General features: G+C 57.4%; 18 protein-coding genes. 6 read left to right on the forward strand and 12 right to left on the reverse strand.

Annotated features, from left to right (window positions below; translation table 11 throughout):
• Positions 1-31: 31 nt before the first annotated feature.
• From FEF65_RS10325 to FEF65_RS10340, 4 genes are all read right to left on the reverse strand, one after another.
• Positions 32-2,746: a cation-transporting P-type ATPase gene (locus FEF65_RS10325; protein ID WP_138239727.1), complete on the reverse strand. Its 2,715-nt coding sequence runs from the start codon at positions 2,744-2,746 to the stop codon at positions 32-34.
• Between the two features lie 120 nt (positions 2,747-2,866).
• Complete coding sequence (locus FEF65_RS10330; RefSeq protein ID WP_138239728.1) at positions 2,867-3,913, reverse strand: GGDEF domain-containing protein; 1,047 nt, start codon at positions 3,911-3,913, stop codon at positions 2,867-2,869.
• Positions 3,914-4,006: 93 nt separating this feature from the next.
• Positions 4,007-5,707 (reverse strand): potassium channel family protein, encoded by a 1,701-nt coding sequence (locus FEF65_RS10335; protein ID WP_138239729.1) that lies wholly within the window; start codon positions 5,705-5,707, stop codon positions 4,007-4,009.
• A gap of 3 nt (positions 5,708-5,710) precedes the next feature.
• Positions 5,711-6,094, reverse strand: coding sequence for a DUF6394 family protein (locus FEF65_RS10340; RefSeq protein WP_138239730.1), 384 nt, complete (start codon positions 6,092-6,094; stop codon positions 5,711-5,713).
• Between the two features lie 175 nt (positions 6,095-6,269).
• Here FEF65_RS10340 and apbC point away from each other — a divergent pair, with 175 nt between their 5' ends.
• From apbC to FEF65_RS10355, 3 genes are all read left to right on the forward strand, one after another.
• Positions 6,270-7,346 carry an iron-sulfur cluster carrier protein ApbC gene (apbC, locus tag FEF65_RS10345; protein WP_138239731.1) on the forward strand — a complete coding sequence of 359 codons (1,077 nt, stop codon included), beginning with the start codon at positions 6,270-6,272 and terminating at the stop codon, positions 7,344-7,346.
• Between the two features lie 106 nt (positions 7,347-7,452).
• Complete coding sequence (locus FEF65_RS10350; RefSeq protein ID WP_138239732.1) at positions 7,453-7,941, forward strand: DsrE/DsrF/DrsH-like family protein; 489 nt, start codon at positions 7,453-7,455, stop codon at positions 7,939-7,941.
• A 198-nt stretch (positions 7,942-8,139) separates the two neighbouring features.
• Positions 8,140-8,361, forward strand: coding sequence for a sulfurtransferase TusA family protein (locus FEF65_RS10355; RefSeq protein ID WP_138239733.1), 222 nt, complete (start codon positions 8,140-8,142; stop codon positions 8,359-8,361).
• 69 nt (positions 8,362-8,430) lie between these two features.
• On the opposite strand, the gene FEF65_RS10360 is transcribed toward FEF65_RS10355, so the two are convergent.
• The 4 genes from FEF65_RS10360 to FEF65_RS10375 all read right to left on the reverse strand — a co-directional run bounded on the left by FEF65_RS10360 (position 8,431) and on the right by FEF65_RS10375 (position 13,301).
• Positions 8,431-9,186, reverse strand: coding sequence for an energy transducer TonB (locus FEF65_RS10360; RefSeq protein ID WP_161595228.1), 756 nt, complete (start codon positions 9,184-9,186; stop codon positions 8,431-8,433).
• Between the two features lie 89 nt (positions 9,187-9,275).
• A complete protein-coding gene (locus FEF65_RS10365; protein ID WP_202978265.1) occupies positions 9,276-11,420 on the reverse strand; it encodes a TonB-dependent copper receptor in 2,145 nt (714 codons plus the stop codon).
• 72 nt (positions 11,421-11,492) lie between these two features.
• Positions 11,493-12,029 (reverse strand): response regulator transcription factor, encoded by a 537-nt coding sequence (locus tag FEF65_RS10370; RefSeq protein WP_138239758.1) that lies wholly within the window; start codon positions 12,027-12,029, stop codon positions 11,493-11,495.
• A 6-nt stretch (positions 12,030-12,035) separates the two neighbouring features.
• On the reverse strand, positions 12,036-13,301 hold the full coding sequence (locus tag FEF65_RS10375; RefSeq protein ID WP_138239735.1) for an ATP-binding protein: 1,266 nt from the start codon (positions 13,299-13,301) through the stop codon (positions 12,036-12,038).
• Between the two features lie 278 nt (positions 13,302-13,579).
• Between FEF65_RS10375 and FEF65_RS10380 the strand changes: the two genes are divergently transcribed.
• A complete protein-coding gene (locus tag FEF65_RS10380; RefSeq protein ID WP_138239736.1) occupies positions 13,580-14,677 on the forward strand; it encodes a hypothetical protein in 1,098 nt (365 codons plus the stop codon).
• A gap of 66 nt (positions 14,678-14,743) precedes the next feature.
• Here the strand turns inward: FEF65_RS10380 and FEF65_RS10385 are convergent, their stop codons facing one another.
• From FEF65_RS10385 to FEF65_RS13645, 4 genes are read right to left on the reverse strand one after another with little or no spacing between them, the layout of a single operon-like run.
• On the reverse strand, positions 14,744-15,172 hold the full coding sequence (locus tag FEF65_RS10385; RefSeq protein ID WP_138239737.1) for an HIT family protein: 429 nt from the start codon (positions 15,170-15,172) through the stop codon (positions 14,744-14,746).
• The gene (locus FEF65_RS10390; protein WP_138239738.1) at positions 15,169-15,627 is read right to left on the reverse strand and encodes a YaiI/YqxD family protein; all 459 of its coding nucleotides are present in this window, start codon (positions 15,625-15,627) and stop codon (positions 15,169-15,171) included. Before FEF65_RS10390 ends, FEF65_RS10385 begins: the two co-directional genes overlap by 4 nt.
• A 2-nt stretch (positions 15,628-15,629) precedes the next feature.
• Entirely contained in the window at positions 15,630-16,310 is a 681-nt protein-coding gene (locus FEF65_RS10395; RefSeq protein WP_170304439.1) for a nucleotidyltransferase family protein, read from the reverse strand.
• Positions 16,297-17,178: an REP-associated tyrosine transposase gene (locus FEF65_RS13645; protein WP_138239739.1), complete on the reverse strand. Its 882-nt coding sequence runs from the start codon at positions 17,176-17,178 to the stop codon at positions 16,297-16,299. The genes FEF65_RS10395 and FEF65_RS13645 overlap by 14 nt, the downstream gene beginning before the upstream one ends.
• A 104-nt stretch (positions 17,179-17,282) precedes the next feature.
• Here FEF65_RS13645 and FEF65_RS10405 point away from each other — a divergent pair, with 104 nt between their 5' ends.
• Together FEF65_RS10405 and FEF65_RS10410 are read left to right on the forward strand one after the other, a co-directional pair.
• A complete protein-coding gene (locus FEF65_RS10405; RefSeq protein ID WP_138239740.1) occupies positions 17,283-18,140 on the forward strand; it encodes an alpha/beta hydrolase in 858 nt (285 codons plus the stop codon).
• A complete protein-coding gene (locus FEF65_RS10410; RefSeq protein WP_138239741.1) occupies positions 18,137-18,598 on the forward strand; it encodes a methyltransferase family protein in 462 nt (153 codons plus the stop codon). Before FEF65_RS10405 ends, FEF65_RS10410 begins: the two co-directional genes overlap by 4 nt.
• Positions 18,599-18,721 lie beyond the last annotated feature (123 nt).

The raw sequence follows: 18,721 nt of genomic DNA on the forward strand, positions 1-18,721 counted from the left end.
TGCAAATTCATGATCACTGCCCGCCCCTGTCTCAACGGCGTATCACCGGCCGGGAAAAGCGGCGCAAGGCAAGCTTCTCCAGCTCCACCAGCACAAACACCGATGAGGCCACCACCAGCACCCGCAACCAGGCCGATGCATCCATCGCGGCAGTATCGAACAGCGCCTGCATCGGCGGCAAATAGGTAAAGGCAAACTGGAACAGCAGCAGGATGGCAACAGCATAAAGCGCATAGCGATTGCCGGTTATACCCTCCCGGGTCAGTGACGAAGCCAGCAGATAACGGGCACTGAACAGATAAAAAATCTCAAACATCACCAGGGTATTCACCGCCACCGTTCGCGCCAGCTCGATCGGGGCACCATGCCCCCGCTCCCAGACAAACAGACCGAAGGTACCGGCCACCAGAATCAGTGAAACAAACAGAATGCGCCAGACCAGAAATCCGGACAACAGTGGCTCAAGCGGATCGCGCGGCGGACGCTGCATAACACCGCGCTCAGCCGGTTCAAAGGCCAGTGCCAGTGCCAGCGTCACAGCTGTAATCATATTCACCCAGAGAATCTGCACCGGCGTGATCGGCAACATGCGCCCCATCACGATGGCCGCAATAAGGGTCAGCGCCTCCCCGCCGTTGGTCGGCAGGATAAACAGAATCGACTTTTTCAGATTATCATAAACCGTCCGCCCCTCCTCAACCGCATGCGCAATCGAGGCGAAGTTATCATCGGCCAGCACCATTTCGGCCGATTCCCTGGCCACCTCGGTCCCCTTCAGCCCCATGGCCACCCCGACATCAGCCCGCTTCAGTGCCGGCGCATCATTGACGCCGTCACCGGTCATACAGACAACGGCCCCCGTCGCCTGCAAGGCACTGACCAGTTGCAACTTCTGCTCCGGCGATACCCTGGCAAACACATCCGATCGCAATACCGCATCGCGCAACTGCTCCGCATCCATGTCGTCCAGGGCGGAGCCGGTGATCGCGGTCATACCATCACCAATGCCCATGCGCGCACCGATCGCACAAGCCGTGACCGCATGGTCGCCGGTAATCATTTTCACCCGGATCCCCGCCTGCTGACAGCTCCGCACCGCCCGAATCGCCTCATCGCGTGGCGGATCAATCATCCCCGCCACACCCAACAGTGTCAGGCCGCATTCAACATCGCGAAACGTCAGACTTACCTGATCGGGCCGGACCTGCACAAACGCCATGGCAAGCAGGCGCTGGCCATCGCGCGCCATGGTGGCCAGGGATGCATCCCAGAAGTCCCTGTCAAGCAGCTGATCCTCCCCTCCCACACGCTGCAGGGCACACATATCCAGCACCCGCTCGGGTGCCCCTTTCAGATAAACAAAGCGATGGCCGGCATGATCATGATGCAATGTGGCCATAAACCGGTGCTGTGATTCAAATGGAATGACATCAATACGTGGAAACTGGGCTGCTGTATAATCATGCTCAAGCCCGGCCTTGCGCGCCATGGTCACCAGGGCGGCTTCCGTCGGATCGCCCTGAATGCACCACTCGCCATTCACCTCATCCAGTACGGCATCATTACACAGCAGTGCCGCCTGAGCCAATTCGCGTAACAGCGGCAAGCTTTCAACCGTCACCTCCTCACCCTTAAGCATAAACGAGCCATGCGGCGCATAACCGCTGCCACTGACATCGCAAATACCGGCCGCCGTGGCAATCGACTGCACCGTCATTTCATTGCGGGTCAGGGTGCCGGTTTTATCCGAACAGATCACGGAAACCGAGCCGAGCGTCTCCACCGCCGGCAGCCTGCGTATAATCGCATGTTTGGCGGCCATACACTGCACACCGATCGCCAGCGTAATGGTCATGATCGCCGGTAGCCCTTCCGGAATACCGGCCACGGCCAGACCGACACCGGCAAGAAACATGTCACTGGCCGCATAGCCGTGGAATCCGATCCCATAGGCAAAGGTCGCCACGGCAATCGCCGTAATCGCCAGCGTCAGGCGAGCGGCAAAAAGATCCATCTGTCTGAGCAGCGGCGTAGCCAGTTGCTCCACCTCGCCCAGCATGCCGCTGATACAGCCGATCTCGGTGCGATCACCGGTAGCGACCACCACCCCCATCCCCTGACCACAGCTGACCAGTGTCCCCGAATAGGCCATACAGCTGCGATCGCCGATCACAGCATGTTCAGCCACCGCAGCGACCGTTTTTTCCACCGGCACCGACTCACCGGTCAACATCGCCTCATCGATGTGCAGCTCCCGCACCCGGAACATCCGCATATCAGCCGGCACCTTGTCGCCGGATTGCAGTTGCACCACATCACCTGGAACCAGTTGCCCGGCCGGCACACTGATCAACCGGCCATTGCGCCTGACCATCGCCTGCCCGGAGAGCAGCTGCCGGATCGCATCCAGCGCCTTCTCCGCCTTGCCCTCCTGAATAAAACCGATCCATGCATTGATCAACACCACACCCGCGATGACGCTGCAATCCAGCCAGTGCCCTAAAAAAGCCGTCACCAGAGCCGCTACCAGCAGAACATGGATAAGTACATTGTGAAACTGGGCGAGCAGACGGACCACGGCACTGCGCCGCTTTGCAGGCTTCAGATGATTGGCTCCATAGTGCTGCAGTCGCTGTTGTGCTGCCTGCTCCGACAAGCCGTCAGCCGATGCATCCAGCAGCGTAAATACTGCCTCCACATCCTGTCCGTGCCATAAAACGGCAGCGACGCTGCGCTCACCTGTCATGTGTCTCTCCCGTCAGGAGGAAACATCCACCCGGGTGGATGGATCATAGCACAGCGGATAGCGGGATGGCGCTGTATTTATTCAGCGCGTGCGCAGCAACCGGGAGAGCAGTCCATCGCCCTAAAACAGATCGACATCACTGTTGACCGCCTGTTTTGTCAGAATTCCGTCAGCGATTAACTGTGCATAGTTGCAGGTACGATTGCGCCCCGATTCCTTGGCATAATAGAGCGCCTGATCGGCCGACTCGAGTACGGCCTCGGGAAAGTCCCTGAGTGATATTTTTTCATAGCCGATACTGACCGTAATATGCCCCAGCTGGGGAAATTCAAAGGCCGCAACCGTATTACGAAACCGTTCCAGCACCAGCCAGGCGAACTCGGCGGCAATAGGCTCCAGTACAACCACAAACTCCTCGCCACCGAAGCGGAACAACAGATCCGTGGCCCGGAAGCTTTTGCGCATCAACTGCGACAATCGCAGCAACACCTCATCCCCGAACAGGTGGCCAAAGTTATCGTTGATCCGTTTAAAGTGGTCGATATCGATCATCGCCAGCCAGGCAGTGCTATCAGCACCGCCATGCCGGCGCTCATCGCCCCGCTCCCCTGATTCGTACATCCCCTGATGATTTGTCTGCGATCGCAGCAGGCGCTCAAGCTTCTTTTCAAAGGTACGGCGGTTCAGCAGGCCGGTCAGTTTGTCCCGCTCACTTTCATTGAGAATGGCCAGATAATTCTCATAAATCCGGATCAACCCCTCTATCGACGACTGATGCGCATCGAGCCGTCTGGCACTGTCAATCCGGATCACTCCCAACAGGTGGCGATCATTATGAATCGGAATCAGCAAACGATAACAGGCATCACTCACCTGATAGGAAACAGGGCGGGCATGCTCCATACACTCGGCCACATGACGCTCAACCACGAGGCAATTTGACAGCATATCCCATACGAAGTGTCGGTTTCCCTCCGCATCCTCGTTGATCACCAGACTGACCATCTCTTCAAAACCGTCTTTGGCATGTTCCTGTAGCAATTTGAAAATCGAAACCGCAGAAGCAGAAAGGAGTTCGGCAATGGTCGCAACCAGACTACACTCAAGCGAGTCCATATCCCGGTTACGGGTGATTTCGGCGGCTGATCGTAAAATATCCCTATCCATAGGCCTGCCATCTCCTTCTGTCAAAGCAGCTTTGCCGCAACAGCACAGAGAAGTGATACAAGATACATGCCACTTTTATCATTCACCGGCCGGTCAGGCCATCGCCGCCCGCTCATTTTGCAGCATGAACTCAACCGCCTCGATTGAAAAACGGCTGTTCAGGCACACCTTGTGATCCCTGCCAAACAGCAGAATACTGTCTCCCGCCGCCAGCTGCGTGGTCAGCTCGGGCATCAGCACCACCTCATCCGTACCATGTCGCTGCAGGGCAAGCGGTACCGCCGGGCGCGTCACCACACAGCTCCACGGATCCATGATCAAATGGCGGATCATCATCGTCTGCCCATTTGCAATAGCCCGGCAAATAGCCGGTGCATCATCCACCGTAAGATTCAACTGCCACAGGTCACCTGCCGCTTCGCCCATGACATTATTCAGACGCGTGTTGATCCCGGCGACATAAGGCTCGGGACGTGCCTGTACCTGCGCCATAAACAGATGAAAGAGCGGTGTCGCAATAAACGAGGTGGCATGATTGGCGACAATCCGGTTGATCTGCATACGCATATGAATCGCCGCCGCATCGAAAAGCGCATCGTTGGCCCGCACATTCTGGCGGCCAACCAGATAGAGGCGCGGGTGCAGCTCCCTGGCCGTCATAATGATGGAAAGGTTATCGGCATCATCATCGGTCGCTGCGACAATACCGGCTGCATGCAGAATATCCGCCTCCATCAGCGTAACCGCCTCTGTCCCCCGCCCGATCACATGCGCTTCGGGCAAGCTCTCCACCGGCCGGTTGGCCTCAATGACCACTGTCGGAAGACCATGACTGGCCAGACGCTGGTATACGGCCTGCCCCAGTCGCCCGAAGCCGCAGATAATCCAGTGTCCCTGCGCCACCTGCTGGGGCAGTTTGGGGTTGGTATAGCAGTCGAACAAACGCTTGCGCAGACGGAATTTCTCGGCTGAAAAAAGAAACACCTCCAGTGTATCGGCAAAGGAGTTAAACGGATTGATAATCCGGTCGGTACCGAAGGAGGCCATATTATCCTCAATCCCTTTGGATTCAGCACGACAGATCACCTGCACCTTCGGGTTGAGCAGCTTGCTGCTGATGGCAATCTTGAGATTGGCACGATCATCATCGGTAATCGCCACAACCGTATGGCAGTACGGATGGGTAATGCCCGCCTTGATCAGATGTGCCGACTTCGCCGCATCGGCGCTGAGCCCCGGTACAAACAGCTTGAGCTCCTCAATACGCAGCTCGTCAATCGCCCCCTGATCGATATCAATCACCACCATCTGCTGATTTTCCTGCGACAGGGTGCGCACAAGAATCTGGCCGGTATCACCATAACCACAGACCAGATGAAACGGTGTTTTAATGCGCCGGACATGACGACTGTAGGCGCTCTCCAGCAGGGCATGGCGGAAGACCGGATCCTGTATCAGACTGAGAATGGCACCGAAGGCATACAGCCAGGCAATCACCGTCGGATAGATCATAAAGGTGACCCAGAGCCGCTGGGCGGCATTAAACGGATAGGGTAACTCGCCAAAACCGATCGTTGTCGCCGTATAGCTGACAAAATAGAAGGCTTCAAAAAAGCTCATATGCCAGGGGGTACCATCAGGCTCCTGCCCCGGAATCAGCACCAGCCCCAGCAGCGAGACGGAAAGCACCACAATGAGGGTAATCAGCGGCGCCCGCATACGCCGCATGACATACACAATCACCGCATCTGTGGAGCGATCGCCATTGCCGCCAGTTACAGGTTTGCTGCGCATGGATCAGCGTCTGAACGTGGCCGTTTCCACCATCAGCAAAATCACGGAAACGATATTGGCGATAAATGCACCGGCTGCCAGTGATACGATGCTGGCCATGGCCCCCGGGGTTACACCATCAGCGGAGATATGCGCCACCCAGCCCCAGATACAGGCGGACACCAGCAGCTGCAAGTCCGCCACCAGACTGGAGGCCAGCAGTACATTGCCAATATGGGAGCGCTCACCGAACTTCATCACCGTAGCGATCAGATTCACCACAATCGCGGCAAAAAGTTCATAGATATTATGATGATCGGGAGCATCAATGGCGCCCAGCACAAAGCCGAAGTTCAATGTCAACGCCAGCAGGATAAAAAACGCGAACACTACCTTCTGAAAATTCATATCACCCCCCCCCACTGTGGATATGCGGCTGCCCATACGGCCCGGCCGAACATTCGGGCAGCAGGATTCATGCCAACAGATCAGGTGAAGCGGGGCCTACTCTGATTGCACTGCAGTTAAACTTGACAGTTTTACTAGGGATTATAACGATACTGCCTCTCGCATGGAGGTAGATATGGCGACTGAAGCGGAAGTACTGACTGCATTATCACAGATCATCGATCCGGATTTCGGCAAGGATATTGTCACGCTCGGATTCGTAAAGGAGCTGCGCATTGATGGCAGCCATGCTGCATTCACCATCGAACTGACCACACCTGCCTGCCCGGTCAAGGAGGAGTTCCGCCGCCAGGCGGAAGAGGTTGTCGGCCGCCTTCCCGGTATTACCCGCGTCAGCGTCAACATGACCGCCAGAGTTGCCGCCGGTGCCAGCGCACGCCAGGCCATTCCCGGCATTGCCAATATTATCGCTGTCGCATCCGGCAAGGGGGGCGTGGGCAAATCAACCACCGCCGTCAACCTTGCTGTCGCCATGGCCCAGACCGGTGCCCGTGTCGGCCTGCTGGATGCCGATATCTACGGCCCGTCTGTGCCGCGCATGATGGGCTTAAGCCGCTTCCGTCCCGAAATTGATGTCGATGGAAAAATCATCTACCCGCTGGAGAACTTCGGCGTCAAAACCATGTCGATCGGCTACCTCGTGGAGGAGAACAAGGCGATGATCTGGCGCGGCCCGATGGTCGCCGGTGCCTTGGGGCAGCTGCTGGGTGATGTCGCCTGGGGCGAGCTCGACTACCTCTTTGTGGATATGCCACCGGGCACAGGTGATGCCCAGCTGACGCTGACCCAGAAGGTCCCTGTCACCGGCGCGATCATGGTCACCACGCCGCAGGACATTGCCCTGATTGATTGCCGCAAGGGGATGGAAATGTTCCGTCAGGTGCATGTGCCGACACTGGGTATGGTCGAAAACATGAGCCAGTTCATCTGTCCGCACTGTGGAGAGGCCAGCCATATCTTCTCTGAAGGCGGTGCGGCCCGGCTGGGCGAAGAGTACCAGACCTCTGTGCTGGCCCAGATCCCGCTCGATATCCGCATCCGCGAACTCTCCGACGCAGGCACCCCTATCGTGGCAGCCCACCCCGACTCCGCGCAGGCCGCTGCCTATTGCCAGCTGGCCGGTGAAGTGGCCAGAAAAATCAGCATACTCAATAACCGGCGCATCGACATTCCGGTGGTCATGCAGTCATAGCATTCTGTGATCGGCGACAGGAGCTCACCTGTTGCCATCACATCATCCATTTGCCCTTTGATATAAAAATGACCAGCTTTCGCATCACCGTCACGGAGGTATCGCCATGAATCTGCCCGCCAACAAGAAGAAGATTTCCATCGTCTGTTTTTCAGGTGACTTCGATAAAATGGTCGCGGCCTTCACCATCGCTTCAGGAGCTGCGGCTACCAACCGCGAGGTGACGCTGTTTTTCACCTTCTGGGGCCTGAATGCGCTGAAGAAAAACAAGGGGCGGGCTGCTACCGGCAACAGCTTTATGGCAAAGGCATTCAACTTTCTGATGGGTGGGTTGAATAACCTCCCGCTCTCACGCCTCAACTTTTTCGGTGCCAGCCCGAAACTGATGACCATGATGATGAAAAAGCACAATGTCGCCACCTTGCCCGAGCTGGTTGAGGCGGCCCATGCGCTCGGCGTCCGTATCGTTGCATGCGAAATGGCCATGCGCATTCTCGAGGTCGAGCAGAGCGACATGATCGAAGAGGTTGAGGATGTGGTGGGTGTCGCCACCTTCCTGAACGACTCCGAAGACGCTCACATCATCTTCATCTGACCCGACTAAAAAACTTTTTTATCTGAAAGGATCGCAGAGTAAAGACGGAAAATAAATGTGAAGCGCAAGGGGTGAGGTGCCGGATCACATTGACCTCCGTCGTTGCAGGAATCCATATGCACAGGCTTCTTTTACTCTGCGATAAACTTTTTTAACCATACACTACGGCACCTATAGGCCCGAAAAGGATACAATATTATGAAACACTTCCTTGATATTACCCGCGAAACCTGTCCGATGACCTTTGTAAAGGTGAAGCTGAAGCTTGCCCGCATGGAGAAGGGTGAACACCTGGAGGTCCTGCTTAATCCGGGCGAGCCACTGGAGAATGTTCCGCGCTCATGCGAGGAGCAGGGATTCAAGGTGCTCTCCAACGAGCCGACCGACGATAACAAACACCTGTTGCTGATCGAAAAGTAACTGTCGGCATAAGGGGACTGCCAGACCCGCATCAGCCCCCTCTCTATCCCGGACTCCTTCGGGACCTGTTCAGCGGCGCGCGGCGCTGTCACCCAGCCGGAAACGAACCGGTATATGGCACCAGCAATCCACGGCCATGCCGGCCCGGGAGGCCGGCCTGAAGTGCCACTGTTTCACGGCATTGAGCGCCGCCTTGTCGAGCACCTCGTGACCGCTGCTGTTTTCAATGGCAATACGCCCGCAACGCCCCGAAGCCAGCACCTCGACATTGAGCAGCACCCGCCCCTCCAGCCCCCTGCGCCTGGCGATCCGGGGATATACCGGAGGCGGATTATCAAGATCATCGGCCGCAAACACCGGCTCGCTGTCGCCCGTCGCCGGCACCTCTGCAACCCCGGCTCGGGCAGCATCTGCCGTCAGCGCTTCCGGCAGCGGCGGCAGCGAATGCTCCATCGCAACCGGATGGCTGACAGGAGCCGGCTCCGGCCTGCTGGCATGTTCGGGTTTGACCAGCTCCTGTACCGACTGCCTGACTGGCAGCGGCTCCTGCCTGGGCCGGGGCTCCGCCTTCTGCTCCGGTTCGGGGAGAGTCCCGGAAATCGGTTCAACCCGCCTCACTTGCTCCGGCATTGACGGTTTCGGAGCCGGTGGTGACACACGGGTCAGCGAGACCTCCATAACCCGCGTGGCAATGGCCAGCGTCGGCTGCCGGCAGAGCTCAGGCAACAACCATAGCAGTGCCGCGTGCAGCAGCAGCGCCAGAAGCAGCGGCAGCGACCATTCGCGCCAGCCGGCGTAAGTGGCTCCCCCCGGCGGCACAGCCATGGCAATCAAGCGCTAAAACAGGCGTATGCGCCCGCCATATCGGCGGACGCATACAATCGCTGCACGGGAGCTGCCGGCCCGCTGCGCCACTAGTAGGTCAGATTGGCGCTCAGCCACAAACTCCGCCCCATTTCATTGACGCGCGTGGTCGAAACATAACCGGCAACCGTGCTGCCCGCCCGACTGATATGCTCGGCATAGACTTTATCAAACAGGTTATCGATACCGGCCGTAATCTGCAGATTCCTGACCGGCTTCCAGCCGGCATGCAGGGATGTCACCGCGAAGCCCCCTGTCCGCCCGATATCCTGGCCAACGATATTGCCCTGATTGGCCGCAAAACGCCCCTGTGTCGCGACCATGCGTAGCAGTGCACCGGCAGAATAGGTACTGTCATCATAATCGAGCCCCAGATGTCCCTCCAGCGGTGGCATCTGCCCAAGCGCCACACCATCGCTGTCGTTCTTGCCGTAGACATATGAAATCGCACCATTGACCTTCCAGTGGCGGACAGGACGATAAGCCATGCTTGCCTCCCCGCCCATGGTCGTGGCATTGATATTGCGATTCACCGCCATCCCCATCACCAGCCGGCTTGCATCAATCAAATTGAAGTCATTGATCCTGTTGTAAAATCCCGACAGCGACAGCTGCACATCATCGCCGTTGACGGTCAGACCGGCATCGACCTGCGTCGTTTTTTCGGCTCGCGTATTAAAGGCACTGACAGATGCTGTGCCCGCCTTGGAAATCAACTCCCAATAGTCGGGGAATCGCTTGTTATGGCCGATACCGATATAGAGTGTCGCCGGCATACCTTCCAGATCGTGCTCGTAACGACCGAAGCCGCTGCTCAGGAGCTCATTGCGCCGCTGGTTGTAGGTGGGATTCATCACCGACCCCATCATGCTCATCACCATGCGCCGACGGTCTTCGGCATGCCATTGGTCGATGCGCATACCGGTCAGCAAACGATCGTTCGCGGTCAGCTCATGCGTCACATCGGCAAATACACCGTAGTTGCTAAAACGGGCATCCTCGCTGCGAGCCATGGCCTCATACGGCCTCGTCAACTCGTTGGCAGTCATTCGATTGCGATGGGTATTTTGCTGCATATCGATGCCAATACGGGCATCGGTAGCATCACCAGCCGCCAGACCGGCCATCAGTTTGCCGCCCACTGTTTTGCGATCCGGGTTACTGGCGGCAGGGTTCGGCATACTCATCGGCACCGGCGTAAACGGACGCAAGCTGTAGTTATCCATCACATGATCGATATAGTTGTAGTAAGCCTGTGCCTCAATATTCATCAGAACCGGGGAGATATGGTTCTGCCTGAATTTCATTCCGATATTGTCGCGGGTAAACCTGGCGCCATCCATCAGACGGTCAGCATAGGCCGCCTTGCCATCACTTTTGGCAGCGGAAAGCTCCAGCAGGGTATCATCCCCCGGAGTCCAGCCAATCGCCACATTCGAGCTCCAGCGGGTATATTTGGAGTGCACACGATTGCCGTTACCATCCCGGTAATCATTGCTATGAGAACGGGTGCCATTCATCTGAATGTAGCCAACGCCCAGACCTGCGCGCACATCTGCCATTTCATCATTACGGCCGAAGCTGCCAACGGTCAGTGTACTGTTCACTTTCATGCCGGCCTCTTCAAATCGAGCCGGCTTGCGCTCGAACAGCACCACACCGGCAGAGTTCCCCGGACCATAGGCAACCGTTTGAGGCCCCTTCAATACTGTCAGCTCATCGTATGCGCCGGGGTAGATATAAGCAGTCGGCGGATCCATACGCTGTGGACAGCCTCCCAGAATCGTCTCACCGTCGAGCAGAATATTCAGGCGGGAGCCGGCCATGCCGCGGAATACCGGGTCTCCATCGGCACCGCCCTTGCGGATCACCGAGAAGCCGGGAATGCTCTTGAGATAATCGGCGCCATCATGGGCCGGCATCGGCTGGCGTGGTTGTTTCGGATCGCTTCTGACCGTTAGCGGCTCTGCTTCACGGGGGGCGGTCACCACCACCTCATCCGTCAAATGACCGCCTGCATCCACTTTCTCCATAGCTGCCGTGGCACTTTCCTGACCGGCCGTATAGCCGGGCTGCGTACCGGCTGCCATCATCAAACCGAGAGCCAGAAGGCCGGAAATATTCTTGCCATTTTTTTGCATATCACCCTCTTCACGTATGTCTTGAGGGGGTGAACTGTTATAAGCAGCCATCATGGCGTAAATGTGACACATTGCCGCGCGACAGATTGTCGCAGCCAGGGAGATGCTGAAAAATCAGCTATTTTCTCACGATCTGGGCGGCTTTTTGCCCAGTTTTCTCTGCAGCGTTCGCCTGTGCATGCCAAGCTCACGTGCTGCGGCGGAAATATTACCATCGCACTCCACCAGCACCTTCTGGATATGCTCCCACTCGAGCCGGCGGGGAGACATACGCTGCTCCCCCACATCGGTGGTCATATCACCGGCCTGCCGTCCAAGGGCTGCGACAATTTCATCTGCATCGGCCGGCTTGGCCAGGTAATGGGTTGCTCCCAGTTTGATCGCCTCAACAGCAGTTGCGATGCTGGCATAACCGGTGAGCACCACGATGCGGATATAATCGTCCAGCTGATTGAGTTGATCGACCAGTACCAGACCGGAATCACCCGGCATATTCAGATCAATCACGGCATATTCCGGCGGTGCATCGGCGACCAGTTCAAGCGCCATTTTGACATTGTGGGCCACCAGCAGGTTAAACCCTCTTTTACGCAGAGCCGAGGACAACACCTGACAGTAAACCTCATCGTCATCTACCAGCAGCAATGTGGGAGAGTGTACCATCATCCTTTACCCTACCTTCAGTTCATGTAATGGCAGCAGCACGGTGATACAGGCGCCACCTTCGGGGTGATTCATCAACTCCACCGCCCCTCCAAACCGTGACACGACCGCCTGAGCCAGATAAAAGCCCAGACCATGGCCATTCTGTTTGGTGGTGAAGAATGGTGTCCCCATCCCTTTCATGACATCGTCACTGAAGCCGGCACCGAAGTCGCGAATGACAAGCCTGAGCTCCGCCTCCGTCCAGCTGGCAGTGACTGCGATAGCGGACGGAGATGCCTCTGCTGCGTTGTTCAAGAGATTCATGATCGCCTGCTTCAGCGTCTCATCGACAACGATCATCGGACTCGATCCGGTATCACTCATCTCCACGGCAACAGGTGTAAGCGGATGGACCTCCTGCCATAGCGAAAAGAGATTTCTCAAATAGGGCGCGACCGACTCACCGCGCCCGCTCTCAGCCCGCAGCTGTCCGGCGCTGGCACTCAACTGCCCCAGAGCCAGCTTGCAGCGGGAAACCTGCGACCTCAGAATTTCAATCTGGCTGAGCAGCTCCGGCTGACCGGCATACTCACTGACCATCTCTTTCGTCAGCACTGCCATCGTCCCCAGCGGGGTTCCCAGCTCGTGCGCCGCACCGGCCGCCATCGTACCCAGCGCAATGACATGCTCATCCCGCAGATACTTTTCGCGGGCCTCGGCAAGTTTTCTGTCCCGCTGCCGCAACGCTTCAGCCATCGTAGCTACAAAAAACAGAATCACACTGACACCAAACAGAAAACTGAACCACATGCCCAGCACATGCAGGCCGAAGCCGGAAGTGGCCGGCACCACATGGATATGCGACATATTGGCCCCGCCATGCAGTGGTATATAAAGCACCATCAACAGTGTGTAACAGCCGAGCACAATCAGGCTCATCGCCCATACATACGGCTTGGGCAAGATCGTTGCGACAATCACCAGGGGCAGCAAAAACAGTGATACAAACGGGTTGCTGGAGCCACCTGAAAAATAGAAGAGCACTGCCAGCATCAACACATCGACACTCAGGTGGATAAAAAACTGACGCTCGCTCGACAGTTTCCCCTGCCTCAGGCAATGCCAGGCATAGAGGTTAAAAGCCACATAGAGACCGATCATCACCAGCACATCCAGCACCGGCAGCTGTACGTTCAGCATATAGATGGCCAGCACAAGCACCATCAGCTCCACGCCGATCACCAGGCTCCTGAACAGGATCAATCGTCGAAAATGGTATGTCCCGATCACACGCGTTTCTCCATTGTTTATGACAACCGCACCCGCCCGCAGCAGATGCGCCCTGTCACACCATTACGGCCTGCCTGACTGCCGGCGCAGGCGAAACTTACAGCAATGCCATTCTCGTGCAGGTGTGACATTTTGTCGCGCCCCAATCACCACCGGGCGGCATCCATTCACTGACCGTACCTGCGACAATTTGTCACAGCGAGGAGCTCCGCCTGCACCTGTAGGGTAGCGCCGACAAATCACCGGGGCCTTAAGCCCTGATCGCCAAGGAGAGTACTGTGCCCTATTCCGGATCAGCCTTAAAGAAACATCGACTGCTGCTGGCTATCGCCATGCTGGGGCTGGCCGGTCCGGCCGAGGCCAGCGAGTGCGGCCTCTCCTGCTGCATAGCTGCCGGCGTTGAAGGGGTGGGCAGTGCCACCGGCCTGACCGTCACCACCCAGTTTGACCTGATGAATATGAAAACCATCCGTCAGGGGACCGGCAAAATCAGCCCGACCCAGGCCATCAACAACAACCTGGCCACCCGTCCTGCCATGTCCTCCTACAGTGTCCCGACAAAAATGGTGATGCAGAAATTCGGCGTCAGTGTTGCCTACCGTATGGATGAAAATAACGCATTTGTACTCACCGTCCCTTATGTCATCAATGATATGGAGATGATGATGGGCATGAAAACGATGGCCGGCATGACCTACCGACCGATGACCATGGCAACGATCCAGGGACTCGGAGATATGTCGCTCGTTTACATGCGCGATGTCTATAAGGATGCAGATATCCGCACCCGCCAGCGTTTCAGCCTGGGCATCGGCGTCAAGGCACCGACCGGCAAGCACACCTTTCGCAACAGCAGCGGAGACCTCGTGCATATGATGATGCAGGCGGGAACCGGCAGCTGGGATGGCCTGCTGATTGCCAACGGCACACTCGGCTTCGGCGATCATGCCGATGGCGGAGCCCAATGGCTGCTATCCCCCTCGCTGACCTATCAGACCAATACCCGCAACAATCTGGGCTACAAGGTGGGCGACCGTCTGAACTATGATCTTTCCGCCCGCTACCGCATCACCTCCGCCTTCAACGTCAAGGTGGATATGAATGGTGTATGGGCTGCCAAGGACAGCAGCGACGGCACCATTGATGGCGCCTCCCCGACCCGTAAGGTCGCCTATCAGAGTCCGACATCATCGATGATCGATAATGTGGCCAATACCGGCATCAACTCACTGTTCATCTCGCCCGGCTTCCAGTGGGTGCTGACACCTGAAATCATCATCAGCGGCGAATACCGCCAGCCGGTCTACCAGAAAACCGGTGGCATCCAGCAGGTCACCGACAACTGGTACTTCATGCGCGCCTCATTCCGTTTTTAGGACGTTCCCGCACGCCTGAAAAATGGGCCGGCCGGAAGCGCCCTGCTGCTTCCGGCCATGCCTGTCTCAAACAGTTCCGTGGGGTGGGATCCGGCGTAACCCTTCGAGTCCGGCAACTTTTGCAACCACGGCCTCTTTTTCGGCCTCTGTATAGGGAATCGCCGGCACTTTTCCCCACACCGGAGCAGGCCACGCCGGATCGGTTTGATAGCGCACGATGTGATGGATATGCAGCTGTGGCACCATATTGCCAAGGGCTGCAATATTGATTTTATCGGCGTGAAACGCCTGCTCGATCCAGCTTGCCAGCAGCGATGACTCGCGCATCAGCTGCTGCTGATCCGCTTCAGACAACTGATGAATCTCGCGAATCCCCTCCCGCTGCGGCACCAGAATAAACCATGGATAATTGCGATCATTGATCAGCAGCAGTGCCGATAATGGCAACTGTCCAAGCACAAAACAGTCTTTCTCCAGTTGCGGATGCAGAATCATAACGTCCCCTTCAGATGCCGGGTTAAAAACCGGTCCAGTTGATTGGAAAACTGCTGGCGATCGGCCTGACTCAGTGCCGTCGGCCCGCCGGTGATCACACCGCTGCCACGCAGATCATCCATAAAATTGCGCATACTCAATACCCTGCGCACATTATCCTGTGTGTAGAGCTCGCCTCTCGGATTCAGCGCATAACCACCTTTTTCGATCATCCCCGCCGCCAGCGGAATATCCGCGGTAATGGCCAGATCACCGGCCTCGGCATGTTCGATAATCCAGGCATCGGCCACATCCGCACCGGCCGCCACCTGCACCGCATCGATATATGCTGAAGCAGGGTGCTGCAACTTCATATTGGCGACCAGCGTCAGCGGAATTTTCACCCGCACCGCAGCACGGTAGAGAATCTCCTTGATCACCTTCGGACAGGCATCGGCATCCACCCAGATCCGCATCGTTAACGTCCCTGGTGGCGGCTGGCCCGCAGCAGATCGCGCGGGCGACCGATATCAAACCACTCACCGTGATGGAGCTTGCCGCTGCAGTCACCTGCCGCAATTAACCTGCGCATCGGCACGGTCAGGGAGAATGCATCGCCTGCGCCATACGCTTCGAATACACCGGCATCCCAGACAGAGACACCGGCAAAGGTGTAGCGTGGTGATCCGTCGGCCACCACGCGCCCGTGCTCGAGTCCGAAATCGCCATGTGGATGGTGGTCGGGATTGGCAACCAGTGCAATCATCGCCCCCTGCTGCGACCACGCCCCGGCCAGCGCCTGCACATCAATATCACTAAGCACATCGGCATTCCATACCGCCACCGGCCCGTCTCCCGGCAACAGTGCCAGCGCCTGTTTTACACCGCCACCGGAATCAAGCAGTGACGGCTCATGGCTGATGACCACATGACAGCCGAATGCTGAACCGTCGCCCAGATAGCGCTGCAACTGTTCGGCATGATGATGGGCATTGACGGCAATCTCGCGCACCCCCTGTGCGACCAGCCGGCGTATCACATGCGCAATGACCGGCTCGCCATGCACGCGCATCAGCGCCTTGGGGCGCTCTGTGGTCAGCCACTTCAGCCGTGTGCCCAGTCCCGCTGCCAGTACCACAGCCCGTTCAATCCGCTTCACATCCACTCCCGCCCTGACCGGGGTCAGGTCTTGATTTGCTATTTTCCATCGCCTGTTTGATGCACTTGCTGACGGTTGAATGGTGCACGCCGGCGAACAGTGCGATTTGCTGCATGGTATAACCATGCTCTGTATATGCTTCATGCATCCATAGCGAACGCGGCTTCTCCGCAGAGATCTCCGCCAGCGACAGGTGGCGCAGCATACGCTTGCTCCTCGCGATACCACCAGCCACATCGTGAAGACCGGCCTGCACACGGGCGCGAAAGTCATCATCGCCAAGAATATCCGGGCCATTGAGATCATCCCACGGTGAAGGCGTTTTTCCGTCACAGACATAGTCGATATAGGCCGCCTCGGCCTCAGTCGTGGAAGTACCAAAACAGGAGAGTAACCATTGCCGTGACAACGGCGGCTGCAGCGGCGCAAGCCCTGCTGTTGCACGAAAACTGCTCCACGGCCATGCCTCAACACTGGCAGCAAGGCCGGCCGCCACCGGGTTGCGAACCACATAGCGACTCAAAGCCAGCAGGTAACTCTCACGATCAACCAGGATAGAGCTGAACCGCCCCTGATACACATGCCCTGTCCGCTTGTGCCTGCGATTAAACTGCTGGGTATAAACCCCGTTCAGTTGCCGCATCCCCCTGCTCAAATTCGCTTGCGGCGTTTCAATCATCAGATGATAATGGTTCCCCATCAGGCACCAGGCATGGCAAATCCAGCGAAAACGCTCCACCACATGTACAAGGACATCCATGAACATGGTCCGGTCGGCGTCATCCTCAAAGATTGCCGCTCCGGCATTGCCGCGTGATGTGACGTGAAATACGCCGCCCTCAAGCTCGATACGCAGTGGTCTGGCCATATTTGCAGCATAGTTAAAGTAAATTAGCAAATCAAGACCTGACCCCGGCAGGGACCATAAAATCAACACATGTCGAGACAGGCAAAGCGGGCTAGAGTCGTGCCATGAAGTTGCTCCTGCGTGCCCTCCTCCTGCTGGTCATCGCCATCGCCGGCACCGTGATCTCGATGCTGAGCGTTGAAGATGATTACATCTTCTTTCCCGAACAGGAGATGAGCCACTCACCGGCCGATGCCGGCCTCTCATTCCGCGACCTCTATTTCACCAGCGCCGATGGCGTCAGGCTGCATGGCTGGTATATGCCGCACCCCCATGCCCGCTTCACCCTGCTGCACCTGCACGGCAACGCCGGCAATATCAGTCACCGGGTCGCTCAATACCGTCGCTGGCACGAGATGGGGCTGGCGGTGTTCGCCTTTGACTATCGCGGTTTTGGCCTCAGTGAAGGGGAACCATCGGAGGATGGCCTCTATGATGATGCCATGGCGGCCTGGTCGCTGCTGCAGGAGAAGCCGGAAATGGCCGGCAACGGCATCATCATTGCCGGACGCAGCCTCGGCTGTGCCGTAGCCGCGCATCTGGCCAGTGAGGTCAAGCCGGCCGGACTGGCGCTTGAAACACCGTTTACCAGCCTGCCGGACATGAGTGCCGCCGCCTATCCGTGGCTGCCGTTGCGCTGGTTTGTGCGCAATCAGTTTGACACCCTGAGCGCGGTTGCATCCCTGCAGGCACCGCTGCTGCTGATCAGTGCCGAGAGTGACGAGATTATCCCTGCCGATATGCCGGATCGTGTCTTTGCCGCCGCCCGTCCGCCGAAATTGCGCGGCAGCTTTCCGGGCAAGCATAATGATTTTGATTATGTCTCGGCCCGTCCCTACACCCGGCTGTGGCTGCAATGGCTGCATGTGCTGGCCAGCAAACGGCAACCGGCCATGCAGTGGGTGATGCTGGAGCAGCCATGAAACGGCTGCAGCTTAAAATACCGCCACCGCTGGTCGCCCTGCTGTTCGGCGGCATCATCTGGCAACTGCAGCTGCTGCTGCCCGTCTATGCGGATGCCGTCCTGCTCCGCCACAGCGCTGCCATGGTGCTGCTGGTACTGGCGCTTATCATTGATCTGATGGCCATCATCAGCTTCAGGCGGGCAGGCACCACCATTGACCCGCGTTACCCGCATAAAAGCGCCACCGTCGTCACCGGCGGTATCTACGCCTGTAGCCGGAACCCGATGTATACCAGCCTGGTCCTGCTGCTGTTATCGCTGACACTCTGGCTCGGTACCCCTTTCGGGCTGATCGCCATCGCCGCCTTTATCCTCTATATGTATCACTTCCAGATCACCGCCGAGGAGGAGATGCTCACCTCCCGCTTCGGCAACGACTACCTGGCCTACAAAGCCCGCGTACGACGCTGGCTCTAGGAGTCTGCGCGGCAGAAGCTAGTGCTGATCGTATGATTCATGTTTAGGATGAAGCATGAGTACGAGTTATCGCCCCTACCACCCTGATCAGTCGCTGTTGTTGCCGCCATCGTTATCGGATTG

This window comes from Mariprofundus erugo, from assembly GCF_005818865.1.
In the GTDB taxonomy this organism is placed as follows: Bacteria; Pseudomonadota; Zetaproteobacteria; order Mariprofundales; family Mariprofundaceae; genus Mariprofundus; species Mariprofundus erugo.

Excerpts from the sequence above, each read along its gene's own strand:
- FEF65_RS10325 (WP_138239727.1), bottom strand. The coding sequence starts at position 2,746 with ATGACAGGTGAGCGCAGCGTCGCTGCCGTTTTATGGCACGGACAGGAT.
- FEF65_RS10330 (WP_138239728.1), bottom strand. The coding sequence starts at position 3,913 with ATGGATAGGGATATTTTACGATCAGCCGCCGAAATCACCCGTAACCGG.
- FEF65_RS10335 (WP_138239729.1), bottom strand. The coding sequence starts at position 5,707 with ATGCGCAGCAAACCTGTAACTGGCGGCAATGGCGATCGCTCCACAGAT.
- FEF65_RS10340 (WP_138239730.1), bottom strand. The coding sequence starts at position 6,094 with ATGAATTTTCAGAAGGTAGTGTTCGCGTTTTTTATCCTGCTGGCGTTG.
- apbC (WP_138239731.1), top strand. The coding sequence starts at position 6,270 with ATGGCGACTGAAGCGGAAGTACTGACTGCATTATCACAGATCATCGAT.
- FEF65_RS10350 (WP_138239732.1), top strand. The coding sequence starts at position 7,453 with ATGAATCTGCCCGCCAACAAGAAGAAGATTTCCATCGTCTGTTTTTCA.
- FEF65_RS10355 (WP_138239733.1), top strand. The coding sequence starts at position 8,140 with ATGAAACACTTCCTTGATATTACCCGCGAAACCTGTCCGATGACCTTT.
- FEF65_RS10360 (WP_161595228.1), bottom strand. The coding sequence starts at position 9,186 with ATGGCTGTGCCGCCGGGGGGAGCCACTTACGCCGGCTGGCGCGAATGG.
- FEF65_RS10365 (WP_202978265.1), bottom strand. The coding sequence starts at position 11,420 with ATGATGGCTGCTTATAACAGTTCACCCCCTCAAGACATACGTGAAGAG.
- FEF65_RS10370 (WP_138239758.1), bottom strand. The coding sequence starts at position 12,029 with ATGGTACACTCTCCCACATTGCTGCTGGTAGATGACGATGAGGTTTAC.
- FEF65_RS10385 (WP_138239737.1), bottom strand. The coding sequence starts at position 15,172 with ATGATTCTGCATCCGCAACTGGAGAAAGACTGTTTTGTGCTTGGACAG.
- FEF65_RS10390 (WP_138239738.1), bottom strand. The coding sequence starts at position 15,627 with ATGCGGATCTGGGTGGATGCCGATGCCTGTCCGAAGGTGATCAAGGAG.
- FEF65_RS13645 (WP_138239739.1), bottom strand. The coding sequence starts at position 17,178 with ATGGCCAGACCACTGCGTATCGAGCTTGAGGGCGGCGTATTTCACGTC.
- FEF65_RS10405 (WP_138239740.1), top strand. The coding sequence starts at position 17,283 with ATGAAGTTGCTCCTGCGTGCCCTCCTCCTGCTGGTCATCGCCATCGCC.
- FEF65_RS10410 (WP_138239741.1), top strand. The coding sequence starts at position 18,137 with ATGAAACGGCTGCAGCTTAAAATACCGCCACCGCTGGTCGCCCTGCTG.